The following is a 20,764-nucleotide window of genomic DNA, read 5'->3' as shown; positions in this document are numbered from 1 at the left end:
GAATCAGCATCGCTCAATGCCGATTCTTCCTGCTATAAAAACCAAAAGCAAGTTCGTGGACTTTCGTTGAATTAGAATTATTTTGCAGATAAAAGACTCTCAGTAATGTAATTTAACTGCGCTTCAAGCGTAACGGGATCATTATATGTATCAGCGGTTGGGTCCAGTTGGAATACGTTGCCTGCTTTTACGGCAGGGAGATGCTTCCATAAGGAGTTGTCATAGACGATTTTCGGATCGCTCGTATCGCCAGCCCATGGGCATGTGAATACAATATCTCCAGCAAATTGAGGCAGCTTCTCAAGGGAGATTGTTGCCCAACCAGTGCCGCTGTCTATAGCTTCTTTCTGCGCTTCAGGAGGTGCTTTCAGGCCAAATTCATTATAAATAATTTCTCCACCGCGCCCGTAGCTGTGACCGAATACGAATAGTCCACCGGAATACGGATTTAGGATAGAAACGGTTCTATCACCTACAGCTGCCACCACCTTAGGCTTCAATTCACTGATTTTTTTGTTCCATTGTTCCACCCAAGCTTTAGCTTCGACTTCTTTCCCCGTTAATGTACCGAAATCAAGCATTTGATCTCTGATAGTTTTTGCTCCGTATTGAATGGCTACTACTGGCGCTATTTCGGCCAGTTTCTCAATTCCTTCCATTCCGGAGAATACAACAATAAGATCAGGATTCAGCTCTAAAATGTGTTCAAGAGACGGTTCATCCCCAAGGCCTTGAACGCCTTCCAGCATTCCTTCAAAGTAGGGACTGTTTAAGACACCATTCATAACACCAACAGGCTTGATACCTAACGCCAAGAAGTATCCAGTGTCGAAGGAGGTTAAATCGACAATCCGTTTCGGATTCCTGGGTACTTGAATATCTCCGTTACTTGCCTGATATGTAACCATGTCCACTTCGCTGGATGAGTCATTGCTGTTTGATGAAGATGCAGCACTTTCTGTCCCTTCTACTGAGGTGGTGTGCTCAACTGCTTGTCCGCAAGCTGATAGCAGTAACGTTATAACCAAAGTAAACACAAGCAATAGGTAAGTTTTTGGAGATTTAAACAAAATAAATTCACTCCAATCGACATATTATATAATGATAATGATACTGATAATCATTATCAATACAACTATATAGTATTATTCTATCCTTGGCAATGGAGAATACGTTAACATCTACTGCATTTACCTTTTGGATGCCTACTACACACTACAAACAAAAGGACAGCCCCACGGCTGTCCTTCCTCTTTTCAAGCCATTATCTGCTCTTTACACCTGTTACGCTATTACACATGTCCTTGCTTAGCAACATCAAGCGCCTTGGCGGCAACCTGTTCTGGATCTCCTAAATAAAAGCGGCTGATTGGATTAATGTCCTCATCCAGTTTGTACACGAGTGGTACCCCTGTAGGAATATTGAGCTCCAGCAGTGCTGCCTCATCAATATCCTCCATAAATTTGATCAACGCTCTCAGTGTATTGCCATGGGCTGAAATGAGCACCCGTTCCTTTTTACGCACAAGGGGGACGATGCGATTTCTCCAGAAATCACCCACACGATGAACAGTATCTTCCAGACTCTCGCCTCGCGGAATATCCTCCGGACGAATACTGCTATAACGAATGTCGTTTCTGGCATACCGAGGATCATTAAGCTCCAGCAGTGGAGGCCGAACCGATAAACTCCGTCGCCAGAGATGCAATTGTTCTTCACCGTATTTTATCGCCGTTTCACTTTTACTAAGTCCCTGAAGTGCACCATAATGCCGTTCATTCAGCTTCCAGGACTTTTGCACAGGAATCCACAGCAGATCCATTTCATCGAGAACATAGTTGAGTGTTTTGATCGATCGTTTAAGTACCGATGCAAAAGCTAGATCAAACGTATACCCTTCATCCTTCAAAAGCTTGCCAGCAGCCTTAGCCTCTAGAATACCCTTTTCGGTTAAATCCGGATCACTCCAACCCGTAAACAAATTTTGCACATTGTACTGGCTTTCACCATGACGTATTAGTACGATTTCGTACATTTTATCTCTCCTCCCACCTGTATGCTCTGGAACTCTGTTACTTCATGCAATAGATCAGCCTGATAATCTCTAGTATGGGCGTTTTTTCGCCAATTGAATGTAAGATATGCAACAGAATGCAAAATTACCCTCACAGGAGATTTATTCTATTGTATCAAATACAACAAGAGGAACGATAAATCCTTCAGTTTGCCAAGCATAAATGCCTAGCGGCATCCTTATAAGGACGGTAAGCGTTGATCTCTTATATTTCAAAAAAACCGGAAGCCTGTTGGCCCCGGTTATTTAAAGTCTTTGGTCATGTCCAGCGATTATATACCTATTTACTCAGTTTAGAACCAGCTGTCTATGGCAAAAGCACTCGATTGTTTTAATCTTCTTAAACGGTTTCTAAAAAGCCCTGCGCCTCCACTTTTACAATCGGTGTTGCAGATTCGGCGTCTGATCATCATCCCATGCGTCTCCCCTTCCAAGAAGTATGTAAATTCTCTGTAAACTAAACTGCAAAGTATTTACCCTTGGATGAAATAACTGAAACAACGAATGCAAATCAGCGGATCTCAGATGGACTTTTTCCGGTATACTGCTTGAACTGGCGGCTGAAAAAGAATATGTCACGGTATCCAAGCGCATCTGCTACTTCAGTAACATTCATTCCTGCGTAAAGCAACAAATGCTGAGCACGCTCAATCCGGGCTCGAATGACATAAGATTGAACGGAAGAGCCAGTAAGCTCCTTGAACTTAATTGAGAAATACCGCGGCGACAGCCCTGCACGTGCAGCAAGATCCTCTACGCGATGCGAAATCCCGGGATGTTGGCTCACATAGTTCGCTATTTCATGAATAATCTCTGTTAAATGGTTGCTAGCATAACGTTCTACAGGCTTCACTCGGTCCTCCCTAAGCAGATGAATCATTAGTTGCTTTAGAACAAGCTGCCCTTCTTCCTCAGCTGCGTACGTATCCACTAGGAACAGCCTGACGTAACGAGCAAGCAGATGCTCAAATTCAACGGTTTCTGCGAGTACGCGATAGGGCAGAGGAATTTCCGTCACCTCTCCGGTGACATCAAAATGAATATATGTAAGGACAAGCGGTCTTTGCGGATTATGAGTAGCGCTAGTATGGTCACCCGGACGGAACAGGAAGCAGCTTCCCTTGCCCACTTGGAAGGGTTCCCCGTTACGTATAACCGTCCCTTCCCCGCTCCATACATAGAATAAATCATAATTTTGCAGCGACTTCTCTCTTTTTTGCCATTTCCAGCTTGGTTCGCACACAATCTTCGCCAAGGCAGGTAATATAACAAAAGAGGACGGCGATGCGTGCAGCATAACGTTCCCTCCCAAAAGTTTTGTTAGCATAAACTACTTTGAGTTTCTTCGCAAAACTTGCTTCGTAAGCATTCGTTTCGTTTTGTTAGCATAAACTGCTTGAGTTACTTGCCAAAACTTACATCGTTAGCATAATCTACTCTGAGTTACTTCGCAAAACTTGCATCATAAGCATTCACTTCGTTTTGCTGTCCATCCCCACCATCATACCTTGTCATGTTGCATTTTGTACATCTTGCCACGACAAAAGGAGGCGCTTTATTCCTTCCTCCAGCTCCACAGCATTCAGATGGGCAAAAGCAAAACATGCGGCTGGCTCCCCAGCCGAAACTTGATATAACGCCGCATCTCTGAAATCTGTGCCGCGCCTGTGCGCCGCCGCCCGGAATGCCACGAACTCTTCTCTACTGCGCAGCCACCGCGCATATACTTGTAGCCCCGCATCGCCAGGCAACAGTTCAAACAGCTCATTCAACTGTTCCGACAGCAGAGTCCTAAGAATACGGCCACGTTCGCCGTAAATGCGGGTCATCCGGCGCAGATGACGACTATAGCCGCCGGTATTCATGAACCGCGTCAACGCACGCTGTTCCAGCAGTGCTACTGGCAAGGGCTCATATAACGCCTTGGCGGCGATCGTCGGCTTCACCAGCGAGGGTGGGAGCACTGCGAAGCCAAGCCGAAGGCCAGAGAACATCGTGTTTGAGAAGGAGCCAATATACACGACCTGTTCTCCGCGATCTAGCGCTTTTAAAGGCTCAATTGGACGTCCTGACCACCGAAACTCACTGTCATAATCATCTTCAATGATCACCGCATCATGCCGCTGCGCCCATTCCAGCAAGATTCGCCTCCGTTCCAAAGGCAGCACCACACCTGTAGGAAATTGACGACTCGTTGTAACAAACAACAGACGCGCATCCCAATCCTCCGGGATAAGACCGCTGTCATCCAGCTTTCCTGACAGCAATCGTCCCCCGTTAATCTCTACCGCTCGGCGAATCCCATGAAAGCCTGGGTCCTCGACAACCGCTGCGCCTCCTGCATCCAGCAGTAACTGTGTCAAAATAACGATGCCTTGCATCGAACCGCTAAACAATACGATATGCTCTGCATCCGCACGAATTCCGCGGGTAATCCGCAGATGTGCAGCAATAGCTTTCCGAAGTCCTTCATCTCCTTGAGGTGGACAAGTACTTTGAAGCAATCCGCCTTCCTTCCCTCCGGCATAGGACAGCGCACTACGCCATTCGGAGTAAGGAAAATGCTCCATCCTCATACCACTGCTAAGAAAGCTTATAACATTGTTGCTACACTGCTCATACAAAGGTGTCGGACGCGCAAGTAGTCGCCTTCCCCATGCCGAGAGTGGGATCATTCTCTCTGATGCAAGGCCTCCCCCAGCAACATCTGCCACTTCACCCCAAGCTGCATTTTCACGCTTAATATCTCCAGAAGCTGAAGAGAAGCTATCTTCTGATACGAATGTCCCCCGCCCTGTCACCGTCCTTACATAACCATCAGCAAGCAGCATTTCGTACACCTGCGAGACTGAACCGCGCGACATGTCATAGTGCATAGCCAAACTTCGTGTAGACGGCAGCTGCGTGCCACCTTGGAGAATCCCCTCCAATATTGCAGCGCGGAGCGCATGATATAGCGCTAGATATTTGTAGCGGTGTATTGCCAGATATTGATCGTATGCCAGCGTGATATTCATTGTTTCCCTCCTTGGCCAGCAAGTGGTCCATTAAAAACTATCTTAATTGGTCCTTTTTAATTGTCAATGACTCTTCTATTCTTGAAAGAACATCTACATTGGAGCAAACGCTCTACACTAATAAGAAAAAGGAAGTGATCCCTATGCGCAGAAAAGAATTTCAAGTAGATCAGGAGGAAGAATTGGCCTCTTTTCTAGACGGAATGAGCTATGGTTTTCTCGGGACAAGCGATGAACAAGGGCTACCGCGGGTGACGCCGCTGAATTTTGTATATACAGATGGGTGTTTCTATTTCCACGGCAGTCATGCTGGCGGCAAAATGGAGGCGATCCGCAATCAGCAGAAGGTCTGCTTTACCGTAGCAGATGAGTATGCGCTGATTCCGTCTTATTTTAGTGATCCTGAGATGGCCTGCCCAGCCACCGCATATTTTAAAAGTGTCACCGCCTACGGCATAGCCGAACCTGTAGATGACATTAGCGAAAAAGCCATCGTACTCTCCTTGTTTATGAAAAAACTCCAGCCCGAGGGTGGTTATGAGCCTATTGATGCTGAAGACCCTAGGTACCGTCCCCGTCTAAAGGGAGTCGCGGTAGTGCGCATTACCCCGGATGAGATCACGGCGAAGTTTAAGTTTGGGCAGAATCTAAAAGAAGAAGGACGTTCCGGGGTCATTTCCGGCCTATCTGAAAGAAATCATCCACGGGATGAAGAAACCATAGAAATGATGAAAAAATACTGCCCCTACCACTCCGAATAATAGTTACGGATAAACCAGTTCCTCGTACAAAATAAGCACTACGTATAGTGTAAAACTTAAACTTCCTTAAATTTTAAAAAAACGTATCTTTCCAAGTGACGGTTGCAAGTGGCGGTGATATAATGTTAGGCAATGTTAACAGTATGTTATCCCCAAAGAACCCTGGAAGGATGAAACTGATGAATCCACTAGCTGGACAATTAAACGAAAGTATCAAAGCAGGAAATGAACATGTGTACGATATGCTCTCTACGCTTGGCAAAGAAATTTATTTCCCTAAAGAGGGTATCCTGAGCCAATCCGCTGAAGCAGGAGCTCACGCCAAGAAATATAACGCAACCATCGGTATTGCTACTGAAGGTGGCGTGCCTATGCACCTCGGCGTCATCCAGGATAAACTATCCGCTTACAGCCCTAAGGATCTGTATAGTTACGCTCCTCCAGCAGGTAAACCAGAGTTGCGTACTGTATGGCGTGAAAAGATGCTGCGCGAAAATCCATCGCTAGAAGGTAAAACCATCAGCAATCCTGTTGTAACCAACGCCCTGACTCATGGGCTTAGCATTGTCGCTGACCTCTTCGCTGAGCCAGGTGACGCTATTATCTACCCAGACAAGAACTGGGAGAACTATGAATTAACCTTCGGAATCCGCCGCCATGGGGAAACCGTTAACTATCCGCTGTTCACAGAAGAAATGACTTTCAATAGTGCGGGTCTGGAAGAAGCCTTGCTGGCTCAAAAAGAACGCGGCAAAGCCATTGTGCTTTTGAACTTCCCAAACAATCCTACAGGTTATACTCCGGGGATTAAGGAAGGCGATGAAATCGTCGCAGCTATCCTTCGTGCGGCTGAGGAAGGCATTAACGTGGTTGTCGTAAGTGATGATGCCTACTTCGGACTGTTCTTTGAAGACTCACTAAAGGAATCATTATTCGGTAAGCTTGCTCATCTGCACCCACGTGTGCTTCCAATCAAAATTGACGGTGCTACTAAAGAAGAATTCGTCTGGGGCTTCCGTGTTGGCTTCATCACTTATGCCTCGGAAGACAAGGATTTGCTGGCCGCATTGGAGCAAAAAACATTAGGCATCATTCGCGCCACTATTTCCAGTGGTGCACACCCATCACAGACCTTCGTACTGGATGCACTGAAATCTCCACAATTCGAAGAACAGAAGGAAGAGAAGTTCCAAATCATGAAGGGCCGTGCGAATAAAGTAAAAGCGCTGCTCGATAGCGGCAAATACGGCGATGATGTATGGACGTATTATCCTTTTAACTCCGGCTACTTCATGTGTCTGAAGCTGCATACTGTTTCGGCTGAAGCTCTTCGGCTTCACCTGATTCATAATTATGGACTGGGCACTATCGCTCTCGGTGAAACAGACCTGCGGATTGCTTTCTCTTGTATCGAAGAGGCTCAGCTCGAAGATCTGTTTGATCTTGTATACGCAGGCGTTCGTGATCTGGAAAAAGCGTAACAAATCTTTCATACTCCTTACAATCAGCTCCGTTTCTACGGGGCTGATTTTTTTTCTGGACTCCTCCGGCATTGGCCTATACATGCTTCTCTCTCCGCACATACAATACGATGTACTCAAGTACAACACACACCGAAAGGGGAATGAACATGAGCGAAGAAGTAAGAGGCGGATTTAACGGTTGTTGTGGAGGCGGCGGATTCACAAGCACTGGCGCCATTCTGGTTCTCTTTATCCTGCTGGTTATCATCAGCCGTTCACTCTTTGTCTAACTAGAGATGACAGTTACGGGAGAGAGCCTTGAGCTCTTTCCCTTTTCCAATGCTACACCTCATTCCCCACACAAAAAAAGGCTTCCTCATCCGTAGAATCCTCTACTTTTGAGAAAGCCTTTTTTATTTTGAAATCATCTCTTACAAATCCTCGTCAACCATCCGTGCCGCTTTGCGGGACAAGTATCCCTTAAACAGAAAGGATACCAGAATCCCTGCTACAAATGTACCAATCACTGGTAGTAGACGGTCGCCTATAGAGGCTAAGAAAGGTAAACCAAGAATCAGTGCCACTACCAGATGTGCGCGGAATACAAATTGTGTTGTGTTATCCGCCTTACTGCCTTCAGGAAAGGGATACACTGTCAGCCAAAAAGACTCACTATGCAATTTGCGGAGTGCCGACAACTGTACACCAATAATGAACAGGAAGAACAAATAGATGGCGGTGCCGAAGTAACTGTCATGGTTCAACCCATTCAGCAGCAAAGCCAGTACCGAAATCCGCATAATGATTCCGAAGATATCTCCCCGGGCGAAGCTCTTGGTCAGCAGATAGCGGTAAGCCGTATCCTTACGCCAAGGGAGCTTTGCGCCCCATTTGGAAAGATAACGACGAGCATATACCCGTTGCTCACGACCCGGTACATCCACGAACCAGCCCAGAACCATCAGCGCGCGTCCACCTTGATTCTTTTCCATGGCGATTAGTCTTTCCCATGGTACAGCGTGACGTGCAGGGACAGACAGTGCGACAAGATAGGCTGCTGCTAATAACACGATAAAGATTAGACTTGAGCCGACTGGCTGCCACAACCAAGCGGCAATAATTAATCCGCCGACTGCCCAGCGTAAGAAAGTAAATAGACCTGCCATCGGACGCGACAGCATAGCTATCTCTTTCCATAAACCGTAACTCGCAATTAACTTCACAGCTATCAAAATCAATATGGTAAATAAAAGTCGCTTAGGATTGTCATCTGTACGTATGTACAACGGCCAAAGAGTAATGAGCACAAATAACAATCGAACAATCTTCCATACGTTCCCACTAACCCACGAAGGTGCAAAATATTCCTTCATCCGATGACCTTGAGGCAGTAGAAAGATCGTATCTGGGGTCTGCAAATAAGTACGGAAGCTGCTATGCACTGCCGCAGGCAGCAGTATTGCAAGCATAATCCAACGAATGGGAATGCCTTCCGGCACATTCTGTAACAGCGATGTATACCAAGCCGAGAAGACAATTAACACAAAGAGGAAGACCATAGCTACGCCGCTTTGAATGATATATCCTACATAAGGAAGCATGCTTCCCATGAATCGACCTCGCCGCGTGCGCCGCAGCTCTTTCAAATCCATATTATTTCCCTCCCTGAACCAGCTCATAGAACAGCTGCTCCAAAGTCAGCCCCTGTAGTCCAGTGGTTGCCGCAATTTCTTCCAGCGTTCCCTGAGCAATCACCTTACCTTTATGCAGCACAATAAAGCGGTCGCAATAATTCTCAATGGTAGAAAGAATATGAGAGCTGAGCAGAATAGAGGATCCTGATTTTTTCAGGTCCATCATGAAATCAAGCAACGAGCGAATACCTAAAGGATCTAGCCCTAAAAAAGGCTCATCGATTACATATAACGCCGGCCGCGCAACGAAAGCACACATGATCATGACCTTCTGCTTCATGCCTTTAGATAGATGGGTCGACAACGTGTCCATCTTATCTTCCATATGGAACAGCTTGGCTAGATGTGAGGTGCGGGTTTCGTAATCACTTTGTTCAATCCCGTACGCTCTTGCTGTAAATTCAACATGCTCACGTACCGTCAATTCATCATATAAAAGAGGCGATTCAGGCACAAATGTTAAAGCATTGTGATATCCGATGGGATCTTCTGCACGGGTCTTACCCTTTACTGTGATATCGCCCTTATGGGGCGACATCAATCCTAGAATATGCTTCATGGTCGTACTTTTTCCTGCTCCATTTAAACCAATTAAACCAACCATCTCGCCAGGCTGCACCTGAAGTGCAATATCATGCAGCACCGGCTTATTCAGGCTGTAACCACCACTGAGGCCCGTAATTTGCAATACGGGAGAATTATTCATTGACCGTCACCTCTCGGAGTTTTGTCTTTCAACCACTTTGGTGCTCCTTTATTCTTACGGTTCTTCTCACGTTCCGCATTGCTGCTGCGTTTGCTTCGTGCAGGAGACGCACCTCCACGCGCGCCTGTAGAAGGATTCACACTGCGCTGAGAATCGCGCTGTGGTTCTACGCTTGCCTCACTTGTCTGGATCGTAGCCAGTCTTTTAACAGGTTGCCGCTCTGTGCTGGTTGTAGACGGCTGGGTTCCTGCATTCCCAGATGTTCGCGCCTGTGGCTTACTGATATGCGGAGAAGAAGCATCGCGGCGTTGTCCGCTGTTCTCATTTCGTCCCCGTCCACTATTCAAAGCATTGCGCGCTTCATCTGCTGCTAGCACCTTGCCACCGACCATTTCCCGCTCTTCAAGGGAAATATCCAGTTCACGCGCAAATTTACGCATAATAAAGGTCTGCTGCTCTGTCACAATCGTTACGGATAATCCGCGTTTTCCCATCCGGCCCGTACGACCCGCACGGTGTACATAATGCTCGGAATCAAAGGCAGGATCGAAGCTAACTACCAGTGACAAATTCTCAATATCCAGTCCTCTGGCAGCTACATCACTGGCAACAAGCACACGGAATTTTCCCTCACGGAAACGTGACAATACATTACTGCGCGTTACTTTATCAGCATCACCGTAAAGTGCCGCCGCAGTTAGTCCAAGATGGTTCAGCTTAGCCTCTACCTCTGCAATATCATCTGTAGCATTCACGAACACAATCGCTTTATCTGGATTGTAATGACGGATGACCCGGCGTAGCATGTCTATTTTATTGCGTTCTTCAGTGACAACATAATGATGCTCTAAACTCTCTGCCGTCATTACACCTGGAGCAATTCCAACCTCTGCCGGGTTCTTCATTTCACGATTTGCCAAGGCTTTCGTCTCCGGCCCAATGGTTGCAGACAGCATAACGAGCTGGCGTGAACGCAGTGCGCTGCTAACAATTTTCGTTACCTCTCTGGCCCCGCTTAGCTGGAACATTTGGTCCGCTTCATCTAGAACAATCGTGCTGACTTCATGCATCTTTAACTTGCGAAGACCAATCAATTCGCGAATCCGGCCAGGGGTTCCCACAACAAGCTGTGGATGCTCACGCAGTTTGTCAATCTGCCGTTTGATGGCTGCTCCGCCAATAAGACCCATTACTCGAATCCCACGGTGTTCGCCATAACGTTCCGCCTCACGTAAGATTTGCATCGCCAGCTCCTGTGTAGGGGCGAGCACCAGCTTTTGGACCACCTTCTGCTCCGGGTTGATCGTTTGAAGCAGAGGCAACAGATAGGCCAAGGTCTTACCCGTTCCAGTCTGGGAAGCAGCAATAACATCTCTTCCCTCCAGCAGAAGTGGAATCGTCTGCTCTTGTACCGGGGATGGGGCGTTAATACCGAATTCCGACAATCGGGCAACTAGGTCTTCCTGAATGCCGATAGCCGCAAAAGAAGCTTTATTCATAAGTGTAATTCATCCTTTTCGCTTGAGATAATATCTTCATTATATGCCAAAAAGGCCTCTCCACCAAATGGAAGGCCCATAATACTGACGGCAGGCTCTATTTTCTGTTCATCGCATTATAAGTAAGCTTGTCCGCCAGACGAGGAAACAGACCGTAAAGCCGAATACCAAACCCTGCTAAACCCGGTAGATCAATCTCTTCTTTGCCAGTTTCCATGACCTTTACGATCTTGGAAGAGACATGTTCTGGTGTCATCATCATCCGAGCTACACTCTTTTCATAATTGCCGGAAGGGTCAGCCGTTTTGAAGAAATCAGTGGCAATGGGGCCCGGGTTGACAGCCGAAACGATAATGCCGCTCTTCCGCAGCTCCTGACGGAGTGCATTCGTGAATCCGAGAACAGCATGCTTGGTGGCTGTATAGGCTACCGATTTGGCTGTACCGATCTTCCCTGCCATAGAAGCCACATTTACGATCTGGCCACTTCCCCGCTCTAACATATGTGGAACAACAGCCTTTGTACAACGAACAATCCCCATATAGTTAACATCCATCATATCATCAAACTCATGAGGCTCCATCTCTGTAAAAGCGGCGAATTTACCGTACCCTGCATTATTTAGCAAAATATCAATTCTGCCGTAAGTCGCCAAAATTTGAGCAAAGGTCTCTTGTACACCATCGGCATCTGTTACATCGCATGTATACAGTCCAAAAACGCCCGGAATACCGGCCGCCGTTTCTTTCAACTTCGCTTCAGAACGTGCCAAAAGGATCGGAATCGCACCTTGCTTACTAAGCATTTGTGCGGTTAATGCACCAATACCGCTGGATGCTCCTGTAATCACAACAACCTTATCTTTAAGTACCATAAAAGGTATTTCAGCTCCTAACTCTTGCCTAAGAGATCATCACCTGAATATCCATCTCTCCAACCCCATCCATCAACAATGGAATACTAAGTGCTTTGCGAGGCAAAAAAGACATACTCTCAAGCTTCATAATTTGGGGAGGACTTATATCCACTGAAACCCCCTGATTATATAAAATCGTACTGGCATTTCCACTGATCATATTGCCTAGCTCTGAAATTGCACTCTGACCCATCTCATCCATCTCCGTAATCACATAGCCGCCCATCATAATCGATACCATTCGCAAGGCTACCTGCTCTGCGATACCAAATATAATATTTCCGCTCAGCTGGCCTGTCATTCCCACTTGAATCCATATATGATTATCGATCAGTTCAATTTCTTTGATGCCTAAATTCCCAGTGGAAGGCGAGACCTGAATCACTTGTTCTATAACAGTCCGTGCAGATTCTAAAAAAGGATTAATTACTTCTGCTTTCATGAAAGTCCAGTCTCCTCCTCTATCGTGCTTTAGTCATATACCAAAAGTCCCAAGTAATATGGATTTATTATACTTTATATATCGGCACAATTCAGCAAAAATTAATGTACATGTCGAATTCGAACCCAAGTTTGTTTATGTTGCAACATTGCTCTGTCGGGTATTATCTCCTATAATTTAAATCAAATGCCAACATGGAACGTAATATTTCACCCTATCACTTTCATATTAGCTTGTCCAAAGGAGGTATTCCATGAACATCAGCCAGCTGGAGACATTAATAACGATCTCCAAAACGATGAGCTTTCGCAAGGCCGGAGAACTGCTTAACTTGACCCAACCGGCGGTTTCAGCACAAATCAAGAGCCTTGAAGAAGAGTTCAAAACACAGCTGGTTGACCGGAACCAGCCTGTTACGTTAACCGATCGAGGGACTGTATTTCTGGAGCATGCGGAACAAATTGTGTCGATTGTCGAGGAGCTTAAACAGAGACTTGCGGATCTTGAAGATAATCCCCAAGGACATATTATTCTCGGCACTACTACCTCTATCGCCATTCAAATTTTACCGCGTATTTTATCCTATTTTAAAGACCAGTTCCCTCATATCAAAACATCTATTTCCTCTATGTCCTCGTCTCAAATTTATCAACATGTCGAGAATGGCATTGTCGATGTCGGCATTGGCTATTTGATCGGACGTAGTCCGAGTATGACTACTTCCATTCTTTATTATGATACATTCGAGTTGGTGGTCTCACCCAGACACCCCCTGGCTCAAGTTAAGACTGCAGGTATTGAAGCCCTAAGCAAAACCCCGCTAATTCTGCTCTCACCGGATACAGTGGGCCGTAAATTTGCCGATGAAGTATTCTCCAAGCATGGCATAGAGCCACAGGTAATAATGGAACTGACCAGCAGCGAGGAAGTGAAACGGATGGTAGAGCTCGATTTAGGTGCAGCCATTATTTCCAAGCAGTCAGTAACCGCTGAGGTGCGAGCCGGTTCCCTCAAAATTGTGCCTATTATTGAATTGGAGGTCACGCATCCTGTAGGTGTCATAACGAAGTCTGGAAAATACGTGAACTCAGCTATGAGACAGTTTCTTAGTGATCTCAAAGGTATGCCGGAGACACAATTTATTGGGTCTGAATAAAAAACACCCAAAAGTGGAATCGATACTTCTGAGCTAATTGTATAACCTTGTTTAAAGGAGTTGATCTTGATGAAATTTGACCTGCATACACATCATTTTCGCTGTGGCCATGCCGATGGAACGATTAGAGATTATATCGAAGCCGGAATTTCAGCAGGGTTAGGGGTAATAGGCATTTCTGACCACACCCCTTATTTTGGAAGCCCTTCCGAGCAAGCTTTTCCTCTAATTGCTATGGGTAAGTCCGAATTCTCAAATTATGTTCAGGAAGTGCTCTCCCTCAAAAAAGAATACGAAGGTGTAATCGACGTTCTGCTGGGTATTGAATCGGACTACTTCCCTGAGCATGCCGAGCTTTACCGCAAAACATTATCCGCCTACCCTTTTGATTATGTGATTGGATCGGTACATAGTGTTGGTGGCGTCAGTATCTTTAACAAGGGTCGCTGGAAAGGGCTTAGCAAGAATGAACAGATACGTGTGAAGTCTGATTATTACCGATTGATTGCTGATTCCGCCCGCAGTGGCATGTTCCAAATTCTCGGACACATTGATGCGATGAAGGGAAATTATCCTGCTTTTTCAGAAATTCCTGCTCCAAAGCCAATTGATGACTGTCTGCAAGTCATTAGTGAATGTGGCGTGGCGATCGAAATTAATACCTCAGGCGGAACCAAGCTGGTTGGCGGTTGGTATCCATCAGAAGATATACTGGAGCGCGCACATCATTTTGGCGTTGAGGTTACTTTCGGATCGGATGCGCATAAGCCATCCCGAGTCGCAGAAGACCGAGATGCGGTAGCCGAGCAGCTTAAAGCGATAGGTTTTACGCATTGGGTTTATTACAAGCAGCGCGAGAAAATTAAAGTTTCACTGTAAAGATTTCTTGTATTTGAACAAATGCACCAAGCGTTATTGGTTTAGGGGTGGGGTTACCCTCCGTTAAACCAATCTCCGCTTGGTGCATTGTCGTTTATTTATAGGTTATCGCAGGTAAACCCTTGCTGCTTCAGAGTACGCTTCGCATCCCCATATTCCGGGTTGATATCGTAAAAATGAGCAATTGTGCTCGTCCAATCCCTCACCGTTAATCCCTGCTGCTGCATATATTCACGGTGGGTTTGATTATACGCCTCCAGGAGACCTTCCACATCCGGATTGTATTGTTCCTCATGAAACACCGCATCCAGCGGCAGCCGCGGCTTCTGTGCGACCTCTTCGGCCGGATATCCGACACAGAGCCCGACGATAGGGAATACGTACTCCGGCAGCTTCAACAGATCAATAACACCTGCTGTATTGCGCCGGACACCCCCAATAGGGATGATCCCGAGTCCCATGGATTCTGCCGCTGCAATCGCGTTAGCCACTGAGATACCGACATCTGTAGCTCCAACGAGCAGAGCATCTACATCTTTTACGGCTTCAAAAGACTTGCCTTCCACTTTACTTGCTAATTTCGCTCTATAGAAGTCCATGCAGAACACCAGAAAGACAGGGGCTGCTGCTACATGCTTCTGATTGCCGCACAAGACCGAAAGCTGCTGTTTACGCGCAGGATCTTTGATAGCTATAATGGAGACCTGCTGTCCATGAACCCATGAGGGCGCTGCTTGGGCGGATTCGATCATTATCTTTAGCTTATCCGGCTCCACTTGTAGATCAGAATACTGCCGGAAAGAACGGTGACTCATTAACGTCTGTATTACATCATTCAAGATGTTACGCCTCCTTCTAAATTCATTCGACTGTTTGTTAATCATAAACGATCGGATTAGGTCCTGACAAAAAAAATGGACCCGAATCATCGGGTCCCAAAGCAGTATATTTTTAAAAGGGGGTCATGTACTTAGTTTAACCGGACACTGTTAGAGTTTCATAACGGCATTATTTCATTTGTGTAACAATGTGAATACTTTCATTACATCGTCCAAGGAGCCTACTCTGGGCATCACCCGTTCCAGCATCATGCCGTTCTTAAGCATCACACGTTCGGATCTAATATTATCTCCTCGGCAGCGCCCTTCGATCCGTGTTATCCCAAGCGTATGAACACTGTAATTTAAAAATAAGCCAACCGCCTCTGTTGCCAATCCCCCTCCCCAGTACACCGGGTCTAGCATATATCCTAAAGTGGCCTTTCCCTCACGGCGGTTCCAATGCTGCAAAGCAACAATACCGATCAACTTCTGCTGCTCCTTCAAATAGATACCCGCATGTAACGCGCAAGGATCGAATGCGAATAACATCCGATTCACCAGCTTCTCCACCTGAGCAAGTTCTGATCCAGCTCCGGTGCGTATTTGAATATGAGCCTGCACTTCTGGACGGGAGAGCAGTTGCTGTAAATGACAAGCATCCTCGGGCGGAATCCTCCTAAGATCAACCGCCATACCTTGTTGCGTCTGGAAAGATACTGCCTCATAAGTACTCATACTCTCTCCTCCTCCATGCAGCTAAAATATCAGCCTATTCATCCGTTGAATGATGCAATGTCAGCACCGTTAATTCAGGCCTACATAGAAACCGAAAAGGCATGACTGTTTCGCCGAAACCTCTATTCACATACACTGGCATGCGCTTGGTATCTGTATAATACAATCCATTTATGTACTTTTGAGACCCATAAGGGGTGAATGGAGCACCTACAAACGGCAGGCGAATCTGTCCCCCATGGCTGTGCCCGGATAGCTGCAGGTGAAATGAATGAGCCTGTGCTATATCAGCATAATCCGGTTCATGCATCATCAGAACGGTAAAGGTTCCTGCAGGCACACCCCTGAGTGCCTTCACAGGGTCAGGCTCACCATGCAGCAGATCATCCAGCCCGGTCACAGCCATAACTGCTCCGCCTCTTTTTAGAAGATAAGAATCATTCCTTAGCACCCGGAATCCAGCTGATGTAAACAACTCGATAATCCGCTTCGTATTCTTGAAATCATGGTTGCCTAGCACCGCATATTTTCCTAGAGAAGCACTCAGCTCTGCCAATACAGGTATGGCATCTACAAGATCCTCAGGGTTGCTGTCCACGATGTCACCTGTAAAACATATAAGATCGGGTTCCTCCTTAGCTATACGCTCTGCAAGTCGAGCCAGATCACGGGCATCCTTATTAAACCCAAGGTGAGTATCACTGAAATGGACAACCTTCATGCCTGAAAAAGCAGAGGGAATATCTTTGAAGGACAATTTCAGCTTAGTAACCTGAATCCAGTTGGGCTCCCCTTGCCAAGCGTAACCACTTGTGAGCAAGCCTGCGCCGATTACAGTAGCCGCACCTCGAACAAGGAATTGCCGGCGGGTCATCGTTGTCTTGCCCTTAGATCGACGTTCAGAGGTGCTAGAGTGAGTGTCTTTATTTTTCTTATTGGGAGAAGCCCCAGACGATTGTATCTTCATACGGAGTTTCTCCTTCCCTTCAGCTTTCGTTTAGAGCCGTTAGTACAATTCTACATTCTTCCTCTGGCGTATCACTGTATGCGGATGCGATGCCTCTCTTAGCAATTTCTGTTTTTGGGACTCGTTTCATCATAAAGGCTACTTCCACCGTCTTCTTAAAGGGAAAAGGATCCAGAATTAACGTTGACTTATCTTTCCACTCCACGGTTATCGTACGACCTGACGTAAAACTGAAATCTTCACTGCCAGAAAACCCTTCACGCCACCATGGATGCTCCTCAGATTTCGGGCTACCCGGCTCATTTAAAGCCAAATATAAAGATAAATCATCGCAGAATTCTAAAAGACGAGCATCATAATACAGTTCATCCTCACCAATCGGTTTGGATACTTCCAGCGCTCGGTGAATACGGGATCTACGTTCCGCTTCATGCGCTTGATACAATTTCAGTTCTGGATTATCCAGTCCCGAAATCTTAATGAGTCGTTCAAAATGCAAGCTGCACAGAAGCGCTCCATAGGGTGTTCGCTCTTCGATCTCATCAAGTCCTCGCTTATAAAAGGTCAGCTTCGGTACCACAGGAAAATCAATAAAGGTGTAAGGCGCGCTCTCCGCATCGTTCCAAAAGGGCGTCTCATCCAGATCAATCCAGCCCCGGTCATGTTCAGCTACCGCCCAAAGCACCTCATCCCGGAGTCCTTCTTCTGGCACATGCTCTTCCTTGAACCAAATGGCAAGCTCTCCAGCTAACTTCCCGTGATCATGCTGTTTAACCATTACAATTGCTCCATCATGCTCCCGACAAATCACGATTATTCCTCCCTGTTGTTCCACACCTAACGTACGTTAACAATGGATATTATAGCATATGCTATTCATTCTTCTGATCTAGACAATTTCCTATTCCCTACCAATTATAAACAAAAAAGCTATCCTCAGCGAATAAAAATCCACCATTGAGGATAGCTCGATATTAAAGATCTGGCGGTACTACTTATTACACACCTAACCAGCGTTTGAACATATGTTTTGTCGTCTGCTTATTAATTTCTGCAATGGAGGTAGTCAGAGGAATCCCTTTTGGACAAGCGCGTACACAGTTCTGTGAGTTACCACAGCCGTCAATACCGCCATCTTCCATCAATGCGTCCAATCTTTCATCAGCATTCATTTCGCCCGTAGGATGAGCATTGAACAGGCGTACTTGAGAGATGGCTGCGGGTCCGATGAAATCCGTCTTCTCGTTGACATTCGGACAAGCCTCCAAGCATACGCCGCAAGTCATACACTTAGATAATTCATAAGCCCACTGCCGTTTCTTCTCCGGCATCCGTGGTCCCGGCCCAAGGTCATACGTACCATCGATCGGAATCCAGGCCTTTACTCGTTTCAGTGCATTGAACATCCGAGTCCGGTCAATCACTAAGTCACGCACCACCGGAAATGTCTTCATTGGCTCAATGCGTACAGGTTGCTCCAGATTGTCTATAAGCGCTGCGCAGGCTTGGCGGGGTTTGCCGTTGATCACCATCGAGCAAGCTCCGCATACCTCTTCTAGACAGTTGGAATCCCAGCATACCGGAACGGTGCTGTCACCTTTGGCATTCACAGGATTACGCTGAATTTCCATCAAAGCACTGATTACATTCATACCCGGACGATAAGGAAGCTCAAATTCCTCAACATAAGATGAGCTTTGTGGATCGTCCTGGCGGGTGATGATAAACTTTACGTTTTTGGGAGCTGTAGCAGTTTCCGCCATAATGGTTCCCTCCTCAAATTGCCTAATTTTATTTCATTAAGCTTGCCTCGCAAGCTGTTTCACTGCTGGGAAAGATTAATCCTTCGAATAATCACGGACCCGCGGAGGGATCAGTGAGACATCGACTTCGTCGTAAGAGATTTGCGGACCGTCTGCAGTCCAGGCAGCTTTCGTGGTCTTCAAGAATTCCTCATCATTACGATCCGGGAATTCCGGCTTGTAATGAGCGCCGCGGCTCTCATTGCGCATAAGCGCTCCCAGTGTCATCGCTTCGGACAGCTCCAGCATGTTCCACAGCTGACGGGTGAATGCCACTCCTTGGTTATTCCAGCGTGACGTATCGTTCATATTGATATTGCGATAGCGTGCTTTAAGCTCTTTGATTTTGCCAATGGTCGCTTCCAGCTTCGGATTGTGCCGTACAACCGTCATATTGGCGGTCATCCATTCGCCCAGTTCCTTATGAATCACATAAGCGTTCTCTGTACCTGACATCGCTAACAGAGACTCATATTTGTCTGTCTGCTTTTTGTGGAAGCTGTCATATACGGAAGAAGAGATATCTTGTGATGATTTCTTCAAACCTTTAATGTATTCAACAGCCTTTGGTCCAGCAACCATACCACCGTAAATAGCAGATACCAGAGAGTTAGCGCCTAAGCGATTCGCTCCATGATATTGATATTCACATTCGCCTGCCGCAAACAGACCAGGAATGTTTGTCATTTGGTTGTAATCAACCCACATACCGCCCATAGAATAGTGCACAGCCGGGAAGATTTTCATCGGTATTTTACGGGGATCATCTCCCATGAATTTTTCGTAAATTTCAATAATCCCGCCAAGCTTTACGTCCAGTTCTTTCGGGTCCTTGTGAGAGAGGTCCAAATACACCATATTCTCACCATTAATACCCAGCCCTTGATCCACACACACATTAAAAATCTCACGTGTAGCAATATCGCGCGGCACCAAGTTACCATAGGCCGGATATTTCTCTTCAAGGAAATACCACGGCTTTCCATCTTTATAAGTCCAGATACGGCCGCCTTCACCACGTGCTGATTCCGACATTAAGCGGAGCTTGTCATCTCCTGGAATAGCCGTTGGGTGAATCTGTATAAATTCTCCGTTGGCATAATGTACGCCCTGTTGGTACACCGCACTTGCGGCTGTGCCCGTATTAATTACGGAGTTCGTTGTTTTACCAAAAATAATACCCGGACCTCCGCTAGCTAAAATAACTGCGTCTGCGGGAAAAGTCTCAATCTCCATCGTCTTGAGATTCTGGGCACTTATGCCGCGGCATACACCTTCGTCGTCGATGATGGCCGAGAGAAATTCCCAGTTCTCACGTTTCGTTACAAGACCTTCAGACTCCCAGCGGCGCACTTGCTCATCCAGTGCATACAAAAGCTGTTGGCCTGTCGTTGCGCCAGCAAATGCAGTGCGGTGACGTTTCGTTCCGCCGAAACGACGGAAGTCGAGTAACCCTTCAGGTGTACGGTTAAACATTACACCCATCCGGTCCATAAGGTGAATGATACCCGGTGCTGCTTCACACATCGCCTTGACTGGTGGCTGATTCGCCAGGAAGTCACCGCCATAAACGGTATCGTCGAAATGCTCCCAAGGGGAGTCGCCCTCCCCTTTCGTATTTACTGCACCGTTGATGCCGCCTTGCGCACAAACGGAGTGTGATCTTTTTACAGGAACTAATGAGAATAAATGAACATGTGCACCGGACTCCGCTGCCTTGATGGTAGCCATCAGGCCGGCCAGACCGCCGCCCACAATAATGATATTTGCTGTTGCCATGATAGTTCACTCCCTTTATCGAAAATATCAGAAAGGATTCTGGAATGTAGTC

At 46.5% G+C, this 20,764-nt stretch carries 20 protein-coding genes; 5 read left to right on the top strand and 15 right to left on the bottom strand.

The features are described 5' to 3' along the window. Positions 1 to 77 precede the first annotated feature (77 nt). From CA598_RS13845 to pdxR, 4 genes are all read right to left on the bottom strand, one after another. Positions 78 to 1,070 (bottom strand): ABC transporter substrate-binding protein, encoded by a 993-nt coding sequence (locus CA598_RS13845; protein ID WP_094876880.1) that lies wholly within the window; start codon positions 1,068 to 1,070, stop codon positions 78 to 80. Between the two features lie 222 nt (positions 1,071 to 1,292). After that, positions 1,293 to 2,036 carry a 2,3-diphosphoglycerate-dependent phosphoglycerate mutase gene (gene gpmA, locus CA598_RS13840; RefSeq protein WP_094876879.1) on the bottom strand — a complete coding sequence of 248 codons (744 nt, stop codon included), beginning with the start codon at positions 2,034 to 2,036 and terminating at the stop codon, positions 1,293 to 1,295. A 550-nt stretch (positions 2,037 to 2,586) separates the two neighbouring features. After that, positions 2,587 to 3,372 carry a helix-turn-helix domain-containing protein gene (locus tag CA598_RS13835; protein WP_094871677.1) on the bottom strand — a complete coding sequence of 262 codons (786 nt, stop codon included), beginning with the start codon at positions 3,370 to 3,372 and terminating at the stop codon, positions 2,587 to 2,589. Positions 3,373 to 3,586: 214 nt separating this feature from the next. Next, a complete protein-coding gene (pdxR, locus tag CA598_RS13830) occupies positions 3,587 to 5,092 on the bottom strand; it encodes a MocR-like pyridoxine biosynthesis transcription factor PdxR (protein WP_094876878.1) in 1,506 nt (501 codons plus the stop codon). 143 nt (positions 5,093 to 5,235) lie between these two features. Between pdxR and CA598_RS13825 the strand changes: the two genes are divergently transcribed. The 3 genes from CA598_RS13825 to CA598_RS32715 all read left to right on the top strand — a co-directional run bounded on the left by CA598_RS13825 (position 5,236) and on the right by CA598_RS32715 (position 7,606). After that, complete coding sequence (locus CA598_RS13825) at positions 5,236 to 5,853, top strand: pyridoxamine 5'-phosphate oxidase family protein (RefSeq protein WP_094871674.1); 618 nt, start codon at positions 5,236 to 5,238, stop codon at positions 5,851 to 5,853. A gap of 179 nt (positions 5,854 to 6,032) precedes the next feature. Next, on the top strand, positions 6,033 to 7,334 hold the full coding sequence (locus CA598_RS13820) for an aminotransferase class I/II-fold pyridoxal phosphate-dependent enzyme (protein ID WP_094871713.1): 1,302 nt from the start codon (positions 6,033 to 6,035) through the stop codon (positions 7,332 to 7,334). A 149-nt stretch (positions 7,335 to 7,483) separates the two neighbouring features. Further along, on the top strand, positions 7,484 to 7,606 hold the full coding sequence (locus CA598_RS32715) for a YjcZ family sporulation protein (RefSeq protein WP_218641867.1): 123 nt from the start codon (positions 7,484 to 7,486) through the stop codon (positions 7,604 to 7,606). Between the two features lie 141 nt (positions 7,607 to 7,747). On the opposite strand, the gene CA598_RS13815 is transcribed toward CA598_RS32715, so the two are convergent. The 5 genes from CA598_RS13815 to CA598_RS13795 all read right to left on the bottom strand — a co-directional run bounded on the left by CA598_RS13815 (position 7,748) and on the right by CA598_RS13795 (position 12,573). Then, positions 7,748 to 8,968, bottom strand: coding sequence for an ABC transporter permease (locus CA598_RS13815; protein ID WP_094876877.1), 1,221 nt, complete (start codon positions 8,966 to 8,968; stop codon positions 7,748 to 7,750). Between the two features lies 1 nt (position 8,969). Next, positions 8,970 to 9,716, bottom strand: coding sequence for an ABC transporter ATP-binding protein (locus CA598_RS13810; protein WP_094871670.1), 747 nt, complete (start codon positions 9,714 to 9,716; stop codon positions 8,970 to 8,972). Further along, complete coding sequence (locus tag CA598_RS13805; protein ID WP_094876876.1) at positions 9,713 to 11,215, bottom strand: DEAD/DEAH box helicase; 1,503 nt, start codon at positions 11,213 to 11,215, stop codon at positions 9,713 to 9,715. Before CA598_RS13805 ends, CA598_RS13810 begins: the two co-directional genes overlap by 4 nt. Positions 11,216 to 11,312: 97 nt before the next feature. Then, positions 11,313 to 12,089: an SDR family NAD(P)-dependent oxidoreductase gene (locus CA598_RS13800; RefSeq protein ID WP_076300333.1), complete on the bottom strand. Its 777-nt coding sequence runs from the start codon at positions 12,087 to 12,089 to the stop codon at positions 11,313 to 11,315. Between the two features lie 28 nt (positions 12,090 to 12,117). After that, complete coding sequence (locus CA598_RS13795; RefSeq protein ID WP_094876875.1) at positions 12,118 to 12,573, bottom strand: chemotaxis protein CheX; 456 nt, start codon at positions 12,571 to 12,573, stop codon at positions 12,118 to 12,120. 253 nt (positions 12,574 to 12,826) lie between these two features. Between CA598_RS13795 and CA598_RS13790 the strand changes: the two genes are divergently transcribed. Continuing rightward, entirely contained in the window at positions 12,827 to 13,729 is a 903-nt protein-coding gene (locus CA598_RS13790) for a LysR family transcriptional regulator (protein WP_094871667.1), read from the top strand. 69 nt (positions 13,730 to 13,798) lie between these two features. Continuing rightward, on the top strand, positions 13,799 to 14,608 hold the full coding sequence (locus tag CA598_RS13785) for a histidinol-phosphatase (protein ID WP_094871666.1): 810 nt from the start codon (positions 13,799 to 13,801) through the stop codon (positions 14,606 to 14,608). Positions 14,609 to 14,706: 98 nt separating this feature from the next. Here CA598_RS13785 and CA598_RS13780 read toward each other — a convergent pair whose 3' ends face one another. The 6 genes from CA598_RS13780 to sdhA form a co-directional block, all read right to left on the bottom strand. Next, a complete protein-coding gene (locus CA598_RS13780) occupies positions 14,707 to 15,447 on the bottom strand; it encodes an NADPH-dependent oxidoreductase (RefSeq protein ID WP_094871664.1) in 741 nt (246 codons plus the stop codon). Positions 15,448 to 15,621: 174 nt separating this feature from the next. After that, the gene (locus tag CA598_RS13775) at positions 15,622 to 16,164 is read right to left on the bottom strand and encodes a GNAT family N-acetyltransferase (RefSeq protein WP_094876874.1); all 543 of its coding nucleotides are present in this window, start codon (positions 16,162 to 16,164) and stop codon (positions 15,622 to 15,624) included. Positions 16,165 to 16,198: 34 nt separating this feature from the next. Beyond that, entirely contained in the window at positions 16,199 to 17,131 is a 933-nt protein-coding gene (locus tag CA598_RS13770; RefSeq protein ID WP_094876873.1) for a metallophosphoesterase, read from the bottom strand. 19 nt (positions 17,132 to 17,150) lie between these two features. After that, positions 17,151 to 17,942: a DUF3891 family protein gene (locus CA598_RS13765; RefSeq protein WP_094876872.1), complete on the bottom strand. Its 792-nt coding sequence runs from the start codon at positions 17,940 to 17,942 to the stop codon at positions 17,151 to 17,153. 187 nt (positions 17,943 to 18,129) lie between these two features. Next, a complete protein-coding gene (sdhB, locus tag CA598_RS13760; protein WP_042130877.1) occupies positions 18,130 to 18,894 on the bottom strand; it encodes a succinate dehydrogenase iron-sulfur subunit in 765 nt (254 codons plus the stop codon). Positions 18,895 to 18,969: 75 nt separating this feature from the next. Next, positions 18,970 to 20,712, bottom strand: a complete 1,743-nt coding sequence (sdhA, locus tag CA598_RS13755; RefSeq protein ID WP_094871658.1) for a succinate dehydrogenase flavoprotein subunit — start codon at positions 20,710 to 20,712, stop codon at positions 18,970 to 18,972. Positions 20,713 to 20,764 lie beyond the last annotated feature (52 nt).

The sequence above is a fragment of the Paenibacillus sp. VTT E-133291 genome (assembly GCF_002264395.1).
GTDB classification, from domain to species: Bacteria; Bacillota; Bacilli; order Paenibacillales; family Paenibacillaceae; genus Paenibacillus_AQ; species Paenibacillus_AQ nitricinens.
Note: the sequence above shows the minus strand (reverse complement) of the source record. Positions and strands in the feature narration are given on the sequence as shown.